The organism is Streptomyces sp. SS7 (genome assembly GCF_037993025.1).
Lineage (GTDB): Bacteria > Actinomycetota > Actinomycetes > Streptomycetales > Streptomycetaceae > Streptomyces.
In genome coordinates this window covers 9,619,279-9,632,437 of the sequence record NZ_CP141223.1, presented here as the reverse complement: position 1 = coordinate 9,632,437, position 13,159 = coordinate 9,619,279, and the positions used below count along the sequence as shown (strand labels likewise).

At 72.5% G+C, this 13,159-nt stretch carries 10 protein-coding genes and 1 pseudogene; 7 read left to right on the top strand and 4 right to left on the bottom strand.

The features are described from left to right. Window positions 1-392: 392 nt before the first annotated feature. Window positions 393-1,034 carry a sigma-70 family RNA polymerase sigma factor gene (locus U5640_RS43450; protein WP_340384745.1) on the bottom strand — a complete coding sequence of 214 codons (642 nt, stop codon included), beginning with the start codon at window positions 1,032-1,034 and terminating at the stop codon, window positions 393-395. Window positions 1,035-1,274: 240 nt separating this feature from the next. Between U5640_RS43450 and U5640_RS43445 the strand changes: the two genes are divergently transcribed. Then, a complete protein-coding gene (locus U5640_RS43445; RefSeq protein ID WP_340384743.1) occupies window positions 1,275-2,366 on the top strand; it encodes a MerR family transcriptional regulator in 1,092 nt (363 codons plus the stop codon). Between the two features lie 47 nt (window positions 2,367-2,413). On the opposite strand, the gene U5640_RS43440 is transcribed toward U5640_RS43445, so the two are convergent. Beyond that, window positions 2,414-3,001: a DUF4383 domain-containing protein gene (locus U5640_RS43440; RefSeq protein WP_340385685.1), complete on the bottom strand. Its 588-nt coding sequence runs from the start codon at window positions 2,999-3,001 to the stop codon at window positions 2,414-2,416. 434 nt (window positions 3,002-3,435) lie between these two features. Here U5640_RS43440 and U5640_RS43435 point away from each other — a divergent pair, with 434 nt between their 5' ends. The 5 genes from U5640_RS43435 to U5640_RS43415 all read left to right on the top strand — a co-directional run bounded on the left by U5640_RS43435 (window position 3,436) and on the right by U5640_RS43415 (window position 9,915). After that, window positions 3,436-5,070, top strand: coding sequence for an MFS transporter (locus tag U5640_RS43435; RefSeq protein ID WP_340384741.1), 1,635 nt, complete (start codon window positions 3,436-3,438; stop codon window positions 5,068-5,070). Beyond that, the gene (locus U5640_RS43430; protein WP_340384739.1) at window positions 5,063-6,946 is read left to right on the top strand and encodes an alpha/beta fold hydrolase; all 1,884 of its coding nucleotides are present in this window, start codon (window positions 5,063-5,065) and stop codon (window positions 6,944-6,946) included. The genes U5640_RS43435 and U5640_RS43430 overlap by 8 nt, the downstream gene beginning before the upstream one ends. A gap of 83 nt (window positions 6,947-7,029) precedes the next feature. Then, the gene (locus tag U5640_RS43425) at window positions 7,030-7,152 is read left to right on the top strand and encodes a hypothetical protein (protein WP_266720057.1); all 123 of its coding nucleotides are present in this window, start codon (window positions 7,030-7,032) and stop codon (window positions 7,150-7,152) included. A 93-nt stretch (window positions 7,153-7,245) separates the two neighbouring features. Next, the gene (locus U5640_RS43420) at window positions 7,246-9,198 is read left to right on the top strand and encodes a RiPP maturation radical SAM C-methyltransferase (protein ID WP_340384734.1); all 1,953 of its coding nucleotides are present in this window, start codon (window positions 7,246-7,248) and stop codon (window positions 9,196-9,198) included. A 57-nt stretch (window positions 9,199-9,255) separates the two neighbouring features. After that, on the top strand, window positions 9,256-9,915 hold the full coding sequence (locus U5640_RS43415; protein WP_340384732.1) for a DUF5825 family protein: 660 nt from the start codon (window positions 9,256-9,258) through the stop codon (window positions 9,913-9,915). Between the two features lie 128 nt (window positions 9,916-10,043). On the opposite strand, the gene U5640_RS43410 is transcribed toward U5640_RS43415, so the two are convergent. Beyond that, the gene (locus U5640_RS43410; protein WP_340384730.1) at window positions 10,044-11,033 is read right to left on the bottom strand and encodes an aldo/keto reductase; all 990 of its coding nucleotides are present in this window, start codon (window positions 11,031-11,033) and stop codon (window positions 10,044-10,046) included. 217 nt (window positions 11,034-11,250) lie between these two features. Here U5640_RS43410 and U5640_RS43405 point away from each other — a divergent pair, with 217 nt between their 5' ends. After that, complete coding sequence (locus tag U5640_RS43405) at window positions 11,251-12,048, top strand: DUF427 domain-containing protein (RefSeq protein ID WP_340384728.1); 798 nt, start codon at window positions 11,251-11,253, stop codon at window positions 12,046-12,048. Between the two features lie 452 nt (window positions 12,049-12,500). Here U5640_RS43405 and U5640_RS43400 read toward each other — a convergent pair. Next, window positions 12,501-12,816: pseudogene (locus U5640_RS43400) on the bottom strand (transposase); the annotation flags it as partial. Between the last annotated feature and the right edge of the window lie 343 nt (window positions 12,817-13,159).

The following is a 13,159-nucleotide window of genomic DNA, read 5'->3' as shown; positions in this document are numbered from 1 at the left end:
GCGGCACGGCCCGGCCGGGCCGACGACCACCCTCCAGATATCGTCATGTTGACATTAAATCATGTCACTACGACGAAATCACGGCCGCGGGTGGGCGGAATCCGCGTTGGGCGAGAACTACGTCGGGGCGGGCTGGTCCGAGAACGGAGATGTCGCGGATGTCTGCGAACGAGGAGAACCGTCTGCGCGAGACCGCTCTGCGCCACCTCGGACGGTTCACCTATCGCGCTTGAACGCTTGATCGCTTGACCGCTACTTGCTGCGCCTTCCGGCGGTGACGACGCTGACGGAGGTCGAGGTCGATCCGACGCGACGGCGCGCCCTCGTCGAACCGGCGCCCGCGCCGCGGGGGTGGCCCGCCTCGGGCGATGCGCATCGATTGCGCACCGTCGTCACGCACAGTCCACGATCTCGTTGTCCTTCCCCAGCCGACGGGCCAGCCTGTGCAGACCGCGGCGCGCGTGGCTCTTCACGGTGCCCAAGGGCCAGCCGGTGAGTTCGGCGATCTGCGTCTGGGTCAGGTCGTCGTAGAAGGCGAGGCTGAGCACCCTGCGCTGCGACACCGGAAGCCGCGCCAGCTCGTCCGCGAGCAGCGCGCGCTCGACGGCCGCCTCCGGGTGTACGGCCGCGTCGTCAGCCGTCAGCAGCGCGGCCCCGGCGGCGGCCACCAGTTCGGTCCGCCGGGTTCGGGCCGACAGCGCGTCGGCGATCTTCCGGCGGGCGATACCGACGAGCCATCCGGGCAGGGTGCCGCGGTCGGGAGCGAATCCGGACCGGCCGCGCCATGCGGCGAGGAACACCACCTGGGTGACGTCCTCCGCCTCGCGTGCATCCCCCAGCGATCGCTTGGCGAGGGTGTGCACGAGGGGGCTCCAGCGGCGGTGGACGATCTCCAGACATTCCTCGTCCCCTGCGAGGAACCCGTCCACCAGGTCTCCGCCGTCGATGCCCGCGTCGGCCAGCGGTGCCCGGCGCGGCGCGCCGGGCGCGGGGTGGTCACCGGGAGCCGAGCAGCTGTGCAGTGCGGTCGTCATGGCTTCTCCTCCGCTGAGCCCTTCGTCGCCCGGAGCGACTCCGACTCCTCCACCGTGCGGAATCGATGCACGCCGGACAACTCGCATCGTCTTTGCATCGAAATGCCTGGCGGGGCGCTGCACGGTCCTCCCTCCGTCCCGTGCATCCGCGGGACGGCCTTCGACGGAAGAAGCGCGTCAAGGACTTTCGTCGCCGCGACGGAACGAGCGGCAGGCGGCCGGAGGGGGTGACCGACGATCATGACCGACGCACCCGGCGGTGCCGCGTCCCGCGAGGACGTCCCCCCGCAGACGGGGGTGACCACCGGCTCGCTGGCCAGGCGTCTCGGGGTCTCCCCGACGACGCTGAGGTCCTGGGACCGCAGGTACGGGCTGGGGCCCGCCACCCGGACGACGGGACGTCACCGCAGGTGGGCGCCCGGCGATGTCGACATGGTCCTCGAGATGTGCCGTCTGACGGCGGAAGGTCTTCCGCCGGCGGAGGCCGCGAGGGCGGCGAAGGCAGCCCAGGCGCAGAAGGCAGCCCAGGCGCAGAAGGCGGCGAAGGAGCAGGCCGGCGACGGGGCCGGGCCCGCGCGCCGCCGCGCACCGGCCCGGGACGTCACCGCCCACCCGGCGGCCGTTCCCGCCTCGCCCTACGCCTCACGGTCCGGCAGCGGACTGCCGCTCGGCGACGTACGCCAGGAATGCAGGGGCCTCGCCCGCGCGGCCGTCCGCATGGACGCGCTCGCGGTCCAGGAGCGACTCCTGTCGGCGATCCGCGCCCACGGTCTCGTCGTCGCATGGGAGGAGATCATGGCTCCGGCCCTGCAGGCGGTCGGGCGCAAGTGGCAGTCGGCGGACGAACGGTACGTCGAGGTGGAGCACCTTCTTTCGTGGCACGTCTCGGCGACGCTGCGCCATGTCTACGCGGAGGCCGCGTCCTCGCTGCGGGGTACGCGGTCCTCGCCGGTGCTGCTGGCGTGTCTGCCGGGCGAGCAGCACACACTGCCGCTGGAGGCGTTGAACGCCGCGCTGGCGGGGCGCGGCGAGCCGACGCTCATGCTCGGCAGCGCCGTCCCTGCGGAGGCACTCATCGCCGCCGTGCGGCGCGTCGGACCGAGCGCGGTGGTCCTCTGGTCGCAGTCGCCCTCCACCGTGAGCATGCCGCTGGCCCAGCACATCGCCGCGACGCGCTGGGGCATCCGCGGTGCGCGGACGCAGAGCCACGTGCTCATCAGCGGTCCGGGCTGGGGGCGCAGCCGGCGGCACGGGCTGCTGCGCCCCCGCGGCCTGGGCGAAGCCCTGGACATGCTCCAGGCCCTCGCGGCTCGGGGGCCTGACGACGTCTGAGCCTTCGCGCGCACTGGACGGTTCCCCCTCTCCCCGTCTGCGTCTTCTTACTGGTATGCCCTGCCCAGATCGCGCTCCCCCGCGAGCGCACGCTCAGGGGCCGAGCCGCCCGTCGTCAGGCGAAGGGGTCCGGCGGCGGCCCTGCGGCGGGCGGCGAGGGATGCACGGGCCACGTCACGGGCGTGCCGGCGGCGCCAGTACGGATTGTCGTACGGCAGCCTGCTCGAAACCCGCCCGTACATGCCGAAGGTCAGGATGATCAGCCCCGTCACGAAGCTGAACACCACGTTGGTCATACCGAAGTCGAGGAAGTTGGCCGGCCGGTCGAGGGTGAAGATGTGCACGAAACCGCTCAGCAGGAACAGCACCCCGACAACCATGTCGAGCGTGGACGCGACGTTGCCTCCGATGACGGCACCGCCGACGAGGGCCAGACCGACGACGACGGAGACGAGGCTCAGCACGCCGTTGGTCGACATACCCGCGATGGTCTTCCCGTCCGTGTCGAACGGGCTCAGTTCATCGGCGAATCCGAGCACGCCGAAGACCAGCAGGGCCAGTCCGCAGACAGCGGCACCGTACCGGTGGACCGCGGCCGGCTTGTGGTCGACGGGGAGTGCGTCCCTCAGCCTCATGGCGGCTCCCTTCACAGTCATGGCGGTTCCTTTCCCAGTCCGCGAACGCGTGGCCGCGTCCGGCAGAGCGGCACCGGATGTCGGCCACTCGCAGCGCCTTTCGGCATGAAACGGCGCACCGGTTGCACCTGGATCGAGGTGATCCGTCACCCCGGCGTCGCCCCTCGGGGAGGAGGAGACGGCGGCAGAGGGGATTGTCGGCCAATACTGCCCCCGCGCCCTGAAGGCGTCGGAGGGTCAAGAACGGGGTCCCGGGTCGCGTCTGTTGTGTGCCTCGCGCTCCGTCTCCGCCGTCCGCGATCTCCGGCGTTCAGCCGCGCAACCGTTGCTCGCCCCGCGGTCGCGGACACCGGATCACGCACCGTGCGAGGGGGACCGGTACCTGTGACGGCGTCGATATGCGGATGTGAAGCCGGGTCAGTCCCGCCGACGCGATGCCGTCCTGGCCGCCGTACTCATTCCGCACCGGCGGGGCGTACGTCCGTGACCAGTCGTTCCTCGGCCATTTGTCGTCGTATCAGGTGATGATTCGGCACCGTGCGGCACTTGTCGCCGACGTCACCCCATGGCTAGGCTCCCGCTCACTTTCACGCTTCACGCACAGTTTCCACACATCGGGGCCGGCGCTTCGGCGCGCGCTCCCGGGCCTACGGGGGTGGGGAACGTCGACGCGTCACCGATCCGCCGGCCTTCCGGCCGTCCCGCACCCGCACCCGCACCCGCACCGGCACCGGCACCCGAGGAGACCCTTCCCGCCGAAGGGCGACACCGCCTCCGGCGAGCGGTCCGGGCGACGCCTCCGCCCGCGCGGGGAGACCGGGACCTCAGGATCCTGTGGTGGGTCAACGCGATCGACGGACTGGGGCAGCCAGGCCTCGGGGCTGGTCCTCCCCCTGCTGCTCCTGGAGCTCGGTCACAGCCCCGGCACCGCGGGGTCGCTGGCCAGTGCCGCCGCGCTGACCGGGGTCGTCCTCGGGCCTCTCGTGGCGATACCGGCGGACCGGGGACGGCGGCGGCGCCTGATGACGGGCTCGGCGGCCTGCGCGGCCCTGGGAACGGCAGCACTGGCCCTGGCCTGTCTGGGCCGCCCCGCGTTATGGGTCGTGGTGACGCTGGCCCTGTCGGAGCGGCTGTGCGCCGTGGCCTACGAGGCCGCGTCACGCGGAGCCCTCGTCCATCTGGCCGCCACCGACGAACTGCCCCGGGCGGCCGCCGGGCTGCAGGTGGGCGACCAGCTCACCCTCGTCCTGGGCCCGGCCCTCGGCGGTTTCCTCTTCCAGCTCGCCCGGCCTCTGCCGTTCCTGGCCGACGCCCTCTCCTACGGCGCGGCCGCGCTGGGGGTGCGGGCCATCCGGACCCCTCTCGACACACCTGCCTCCGGTCCGGGCGCGCCGGCCGGCCCCGAGGGCCGTCGGCGTCACCGGGAGAAATGGGCCGAGCGGCTCCGGGCGGCGCGGGCAGGCCTGGTGACGGTGGCCGGATCGCCGATCCTGCGGCTCGTCCTGGTCTGGACGTCGACGGCGGGGGCGGCCCTCACGCTGCTGTTCTACACCGCGCTCTTCCAGCTCGGCGCCGACGCGCGGAGCGCGGCCGCCGGTCTGGTCCTCGCCGGGTCCGGCGCCGCCGGGCTGCTGGGTGCGCTGGTCGCGGCGCCCTCGGTACGACGGCTCGGTGCGGCCCGGCTGCTGACCCTGGCCGCCTGGCTGCTGCCCGTGCCGTGCGGCTCGCTGCTGTGGGCGGACGGCGCGGTCGGCTGGGCGGTGGCGCTCGCCGGGCTGTCCCTGCTGCTGCCGCTGATCACCGTGGTCCTGGCCGGTGTCGCCGTCGCCGCCACGCCGGTCGCCCTGCAGTCGCGGACCGCGAGCGTGCTCGCCTCCGTGTCCGCGCTGGCCACGGCCGGAGCGCCGGCGCTCGCCGCGGCGCTGGTCACCGCCTGGAGCCCCCGTACACCCGCCCTGCTGTGCACCACGGTGCTCGGCGCGCTGGCTTTGTACACGCAGCTGAGGGCCCCCGCAGTGGTGGGCGGGCGCGGCGTGACCGGCGCGGGGACGGCGGAAGGCCATGAGTGACTCCTTCAGCGTCTTCCTCGGCGCACTGCCGGAGGTGTGCTCGCGCGACGCGCGACGCATGGTGCTGACGGCCGACGCCGACGGCCGCTGCGAGGTGTTCACCTGGGACGCGGCCACCCGCACCGCCCGGCAGGTCACCGACCGGCCCGGGGGCACGGTGCACTGCGCCGTCGACGCCGACGCGTACGTGTGGTGGTTCGACGAGGACGCCGACGGCCGGGGGCACTGGTGGTTCCAGCCGTTCGGCGGAGGCTGCCGGCTGCCCGGGCTGCCGGGCGCGCCGGCCGGGCTGGCGCGCGGTCTGGCGGTGACGGCCGACGGGACGGTCGCCGCGGCACTCGCGACCCCCGACGGGGTGACGCGCCTGCTGATGGGACGCCGAGGGCGTGTCCCGCACCAGGTCCTCCGCGTCCTCGGGGAGGGCAGGCTGGGCGGGATCACACCGGAAGGCGATCTGGTGGCTCTCACCACGGTGTCCGACGGGGACGCGACCGTCACCGTCGTCACCCCCACGGGCCGGGTCGTCGCCGTTCTGCCCCCGCCGGACGGGCCCCCGCCGGACGGGCCGGCGCCGGATGCCTCTCCGTGGAGGGCCGCCGGGCCTCGCCCCGGCGGCAGATGGTGGTGCCGTGGCTTCTCGCCGCGGCCCGGCCGGTCCGAACTGCTGCTGGTGCACGAACGCGCGGACCGCTACCAGCTGGCGACCTGGACACCACGCCGCGGTCTGGTCACCCACGCGTGGTGCGCTTTCGACACGGAGATCACCGCGCGCTGGTACCCCGACACCGACGAGGTGCTGGTGCGCCAGGAGCGCCACGGCCGGTCACTGCTGCACCAGGTGTCGCTGCGCGCCCGTACCCGCCGTGTCGTCACCACTCCGGCCGGCAGCCTTCTCGACGCAGCCCCGCGTCCGGGCGGGGGGCTGCACTACCTGTGGACCGACACCGCTCACCCGCCCGTCCTGCGGGCGACCGACGGCGTCGCCCTGCCGGCGCACGGCCCTTCGCCGCGGGTGCCCGGGCGGCACACGGAGTTGTGGACCCCGACGCCGGAGGGTTCGATCCACACCTTGCTCAGTCTGCCGCGTTCCGCCGGCCTGCCCGAGGGCGCGGCCGCGGGCACCGGTGCCGTTCCTGCGCCGGCCGTGTTCCTGGTGCACGGCGGGCCCGCCGACCACGACCGCGACGCCTACGACGCCACGGTGCACTCGCTGGTGGCCTCCGGCTACGCCGTCGCGCGGGTGAACTACCGCGGCTCCACCGGCTACGGTCCCCGCTGGCGGCGCGCCGTCGAGGCCGGTGTCGGCCATCCGCAAGTGGACGACCTGGCCGCCGTCCGGGCCGATCTGGTCCGTCGCGGACTCGTCGACGACAGGGCCACGGCGCTGTGGGGGGTGTCCTGGGGGGCCTATCTGGTCCTGCTCGCCCTCGGTACCCGCCCGGAGCTGTGGCAGGCCGGCGTCGCGGTCAAGCCGGTGGCCGACTGGGTGACCGCCCACCGGACGACCACGCCGGCCCTGCGTGCCCTGGACGTCCGCTGGTTCGGCGGGACACCGGACGAGGTGCCGGAACGATACGCCCGCAGTTCGCCGCTCACCTTCGCGGCGAAGGTGACGGCGCCCCTGCTCGTGGTCGGCGCCGACAAGGACGTCAAGTGCCCGCCCGAGCAGATCCGTACCTACCTGCGCGCCCTGGCCGCCGCGGGCGTGGCCCACGAGCAGATGTGGCTCGACACCGGACACGACGGATACGACGGTGCGGCGCACGTGGCGGTCCTGCGCCGTTCCCTGGCCTTCCTCCGTACCCACCTGCCCGCGCCGGCACCCCCCACCCCCTCGCGTCCCCCGGCCCGTCCGGGAGGACCCCGGCCCCGCTGAGGACACAGCGGGGCCGGGTCGTGCACAGCACCACCCGCTCGAAGGACACGTACACGCACACCGACCCGAGAAGGAGGAAGACCGTGCAGAAGGACATCATCCACAACGATCCGCTGGCCGGCGACGAGGAGAACCGCAAGCCGGGCATCGGCATCACCATCACCATCCCGTTCCGCAACGCCGCCGAGAGCGACGACGAGGAGTGAGTCACGGCCCGGCCGGTCCGACCCGACAGGGGCCGGCCGGGCTCTCCCCCGCGCCTCCCGTCCCGCCAGCCGCCCGTGCGCAAGGAGCCCACCGTGCGTGTTCTTCTCGTCAACATGCCCTGGTCACCGATCGATCTGCCCTCACTGGCGCTCGGCATCCTGAAACGAAGCGTCGACGAACACGTCGAGGGCGCCACGTGCGAGGTGCTGCACGCCAATCTCGAGTTCACCGACTGGATGACGAACCGTCTGGAGTTCACGGCCGAGGACTACGACTACTACGCCCTGTCCTCCTACTTCCTCGGCTGTGGTGACTGGGTGTTCTCCTCGGCGCTCTACGACGACCCGGAGTGGCGGGAGTCGGAGTTCGTCGAGGCGATGACGTCGAAGCTGCGCCGCTCCCGGATGCGTATGACGCGCGAACTGCACCGCCTCGTCCCCGAGTTCGTCGCCGAGGTGGCCCGCCGGGTCGTGGCTTGGGAGCCCGACGTGGTCGGATTCACCTCCACCTTCCAGCAGAACACGGCGGCGCTGGCGGCGGCCCGGCAGATCAAACGTCTCGCCCCCCACATCGTGACCGTCATGGGCGGCGCCAACTGCGACGCCGAGCAGGGCGCCGCCGTCCACCGGAACTTCTCCTTCGTGGACTACGTGGTCCGCGGCGAGGGCGAGGTCGCCTTCCCCCGGCTGCTCAGCGCGCTGCGGGACGGCGCTCCCGCCGTGACGGCCTCGATCCCGGGACTGTGCCACCGTACGGAGGAGTCGGGCCACACGGTCAACCCGATGCCGACCGGGCCGTTGCCGCCGACGGCGATCCTGGCCCCCGACTACAGCGGCTACTTCGAGCGTCTCGCCGCGTCCGTGGCCCGTAACTGGGTGGAGCCCAAACTGGTCGTCGAGGGCGCGCGCGGCTGCTGGTGGGGGGAGAAGCACCACTGCACCTTCTGCGGCCTGAACGGTTCGTTCATGGAGTTCCGCAGCAAGAGCCCCGACACCTTCTTCCAGGAGATCATGGACCTGGCCGAGCGCCACCGGGTGCTCGACATGTACGTGGTCGACAACATCCTGGACATGCGCTACCTGTCCACCGTCCTGCCCCGCATCATCGACAGCGGCTACGACCTGCGCATGCACATCGAGATCAAGGCCAACATGAGGCGCCCGCAGCTGCAGGTTCTGGCGGACGCGGGGCTCATCTACGTCCAGCCCGGCATCGAAAGCCTCAACAGCCGCGTCCTCGACCTCATGGACAAGGGAGTGAGCGGCTGCCAGAACGTCCGCATGCTCCGTGACGCGGCGGAGACCGGGCTGTCGGTGTCGTGGAACTACCTGCACGGTTTCCCCGGCGAGACCGCGGAGGACTACGAACCGGTCGTCCGGCAACTCCCCGCCCTGGAACACCTGAACCCACCGGTCGACCTGTCCGCACGCATCGCCATCGAGCGGTTCAGCCCCTACTTCAAGCGCCCCGAGCTGGGATTCACCGGGCTGCGGCCCGAGGAGCACTACCTGTTCACCTACGACCTGCCCGAGGCGGAACTGCACGACCTGGCCTACGTCTTCCAGGCCCCCGAGCGCGGTATCACCGAGCCGACGGTCACCCTCCTGAACGACGCGATCGCCGCCTGGAAGAAGCACCACGCCGACGCCCGCCTGACCCACACCGACCTGGGCGACCGGATCGTGCTGGTCAGCAGGAGGCCGTCGTTCGCCTGGCGGACCATGCAGCTCACCGATCCGTGGGAGACCGCGCTCTTCCGGCTCCTGGACCAGCCGCACACCGTCTCCGCGCTGCTCCGCAAACTTCGGGCTGCCGCCGACACCGACGCGGGCGCGCGATGCACCCCACAGGATCTCGAAGCCCTGCTGAGCGAGTGGGTCGCACGGGGCGTCGTCTTCACCGACGCGGGTCAGTACGTGCATCTGGCCCCGGCCGCCGTCAACCAGGACCTGTTGCGCCTGGACTACATGCGCCACGCCCACACCCGCAGCGAGAGCACGGCGGCGACCGAGGCCGGCGCCGAGCCCGCGCCCGCCCTGTCCTGAGCGCCGACCCCGCACCCTCCGGCCGCCCGGCTCGCCTCCCTGGACGAAGGACCGCTCATGACCATCACCGCACCGGACCTCTGGATACGTGCCTGGCGCGACCTCGATCCGCGGGCCCGTGACCTGCCGGGCATGTCGCTGGGCTCCCTCCCGGTGACACCGCGGACCCAGGACGTCGGCCGTCTCTGGGCCCTGGGCGTGCGCCACGCCGAGCTCGACACGGCCGTCGACCTGTCCGCCGGTGCCCCCGCGGACCAGCGCGGGGCCGTCGACCGGCTCTGTCTGGTCCGCGACCTGACCGCGCGAGCCGTCTCGGTCGACTGGGACCTTCGCCTGTCACCGCGCGAGTCCGCGCACCAGTGGAAGGTGCTGTCCCACCTGCACCCGCCCCGCACGATCACCGGTCTCGAGGACGCCGCCGAGGCCCTGCACGCCTGGCGGACCCGGCACTACCTGTGCAAGCTCGTCTGGCGCCAGGGGCCGGGGTTCATCCAGATCCGGGACCGTCGCTGGGGGGACCTGCGCCGCTTCACCGCCGACGAGCCGCAGTACCGGCAGTCCATCGCCCTCCTCGACCGGGGCGCGCACCATGCGGACGTACCGGCCGACGTCCTGGAGGAGTTCACCGCCGAGCACCTCGTCCTGCGCGTCGGCGAACTGGCGTGGTGGCTGCCCTACCGGGTCTCCCGCTGGCTGCAGGAGGCCATGGCGGTATGAGCCTTTCGCGGGCCCGCCCCGGTGCGCGCCCGCCCTCTCCCCGACCGGGCGCGCCGGAGTGTGGTCAGGACGGTGGACGCGGGGCCGGGGCCCCGTATCCATCACCGGTTGACGCGGGGTGCCCGCCGCTACCGGTTGACGGACCGCATGCCCGCCTCGTCGTAGCGCTCACCGGCCGCCTCGGGCAGCTCCGCGTCGATGCGGGCCAGGTCGTCCGCGGTCAGCGTGACGTCGGCCGCGGCGGCGTTCTGCTCCAGGTAGGTGCGGCGCCGGGTGCCGGGGATCGGCACCAGGTTCTCGCCCTGCGCCAGCACCCACGCGATGGCCAGCTGGGCCGGTGTCACGTCCTTCTCGGCGGCGATCTCCTTCACCTTCGCCGCCAGCCGCTGGTTGGCGTCCAGGTTGGAGTCCTGGAAGCGCGGGTTCTGGCGCCGCCAGTCGTTCGCGTCCAGCTCGTCCGGCGAGCTGAACCGCCCGGCGAGGAAGCCGCGGCCGAGCGGCGAGTACGGTACGAAGCCGATGCCCAGCTCCCGGCAGGCGGGCAGCACCTCGGCCTCCACGTCCCGCGACCACAGCGAGTACTCGCTCTGCACGGCGGTGACCGGGTGCACGGCGTGAGCCCGCCGGATGGTCCGCGCGCTCGCCTCGCTCAGCCCGATGTGGCGCACCTTGCCCTCGGCGACCAGTTCGGCCAGCGCGCCGACCGTCTCCTCGATGGGCACGTTCGGGTCGACCCGGTGCTGGTAGTACAGGTCGATGTGGTCGGTCCCCAGCCGCTTGAGGGAACCGTGGACGGAGCTGCGGACGTGCTCCGCCGAGCCGTCCTGCGGACCGACCGTGCTGATGTCGCCCGGCACGGCGTCGTCCATCCGGTAGTTGAACTTCGTTGCGATCACGTACTCGTCACGGTGTCCGCGGATCGCCTCGCCGACGAGGGACTCGTTGGTGAGCGGCCCGTACATCTGCGCCGTGTCGAGGAAGTCCACGCCGAGGTCGAGGGCGTGCCGGATGGTCGCCACGGCCTCCGCCTCGTCGGCGGACCCGTAGAAGGCCGACATGCCCATGCACCCCAGGCCGATGGCCGACACCTGCAAATCCCGCAGACCACGCTTCTGCATGTCCTGTCCCAGCCTTTCCTGGTTCTTGTGCGCCGTTACGTCCCCGACGCTATGACTTGGAGCGCACTCCATGACAAGTCCCCCGTGCTCGACGCGCCGCACTCCTGCTCACGACCTGCATCCCGCGCGCGGGGTGCGGGCGAAGCAAGGGACGAGGACAGCGAGGACGACGGAGGAGAGAGATCGTGCACAGCACTTCACCGGCGGGTGGTCACCGATGACGCGCTGGACACCCCGGTACGACGGCGGACGGCCGGCGGGGAATCCTTGCTCCCACACCTGGACGGCCGACCCGGCGCCGCTGACCGAGACCTGCCGGGCGTGCACGGCGCGCGGACGTGCGCCGGCGGATCTGCTGCTCTGCCTGACCTGCGGGCACGTGGGCTGCAGCGACAGCTCTCCCGGTGCTCACGCGACGGCGCACGCCGAGTCCGGCGGCCACCCCGTGGCCCGCTCCCTGGCCGGCGGCCAGGAGTGGGCCTGGTGCTACGCGGACGGGGTGTACCTGGACCCGCTGCCGGAAGGCCCCCTGCCGCGTCCCGCCCGGCCGCCGGAGTCCGTCTGGGACTACCCGCGGCCGCCCGCCGTACGGGAGGACGACAGCCTCGTGCGGGTCGAGTGCGCCGGCCAGGTGGTGGCGGAGACCCGGCGGGCCGTCCGGGTGCTGGAGACCAGTCATCCCCCGGTGTTCTACGTCCCTCCCGCGGACGTCCGCCCGGAGCTGCTGCTCCCGGCGGTCTCCGGCCGGACCTGGTGCGAGTGGAAGGGGTCGGCCCGCTACTGGGACGTCGTCGTGGGAGACGACGTACGCGCTCGCGCCGCGTGGAGCTACCCGCGTCCCGAGCCCGGCTACACGGCCCTCACCGATTTCTTCGCCTTCTACCCGAGCCGCGTGGACCGTTGCACGGTCGGCGGAGAGGAGGTCACAGCACAGGAGGGCGACTTCTACGGCGGCTGGATCACCTCGGAGGTGCGCGGGCCGTTCAAGGGCGGGCCCGGCACGCGGCTGTGGTGACGGGGTGGCCTTGCCTTCGTCGGCCTTGCGCGGCCGCTCGGCAGCGCTGTCAGCGCGTGCGCAGGGCGTCGTCGTACGCGGCGGCGAGTTCGTCCGCCATGCGTGCCCCGGAGAAGCGCTCGGCGACCAGCTTCCGGCCCGCGGCCGCGTACACCGGCGTCGGTCGTCGTCGCGGACCGCCGCGATACGCCGGGGCCCCGCATCAGCCCCTCCTGGCCGGAGGTGTCCAGCAGGATGCCGTTGACCTGGTCGCGGAGACAGTGCGCGACGCCCCCGCGGCGGGGGCCCGCAACCGGAAGGCCCGCCTCCACGGCCTCCAGTACCGCAATCCCGGACTCCTCCTTCGCGCTCGGGCAGACGGACCAGCAGCAGGCGTCGGCCGTGCGCTGCGGGCACGCCGCGGACGGCGGAGCCCGGCACCGTGCTCCCGGCAGGCGCCCGCGCGGGCTCGCTCGCCGAAGCTCGGTCAGCAGGGCGGCATGGAGTCGGGGCCACACCCTGGCCTCGGTCCGATCCCGCAGCCTGCGCCATGCCGTGACTCCGGAGCCGCCCACGGTCTCTGCTGGCACATCGCGCCGGGCAACGCCGGTCCGCAGCACGTACAGCACGCCTGCGAGCGCTATCCGGTCCGGAACGCGCGGACGTCCGGGGTACCGAGAACGACGCTCGGGAAACGGGCGGCAGCAGCGGCACGACGCGCTCCCCCAGGGCATCCGGCACAGGATCAGCACGCACCCGCACAGCCTGCCGATCAAGATCGCCAGACACAAGATCGCAGACTCGCTGAAGCCATCGACAGGATCGGCCAGTGGCTTTGTTCTGGCGGGATCGACGTACCGCCGATGCCGCTTTCACCGCAGCTTGCATCGCAAGAGGTCACGGCCCCGACGAGCGCCACGAAGAAGCTCGCGGGACAGCCTTCTGGTGGACCACCAGCCTTCCTGCGTGGCCTCACGGGGTGATCGTGTTCTGGCGTCACGGGCGAGACTGGCGCTCCATTCCCCTGGATCGTGATGAGAAACCAGTCCAGGACGGCGCCGAGGACTCCCCTGGCCTGCCGAGCCACCACCGGACGAGGCCGCCCAGCGGGTCGCAGAACTACCACGAGAAG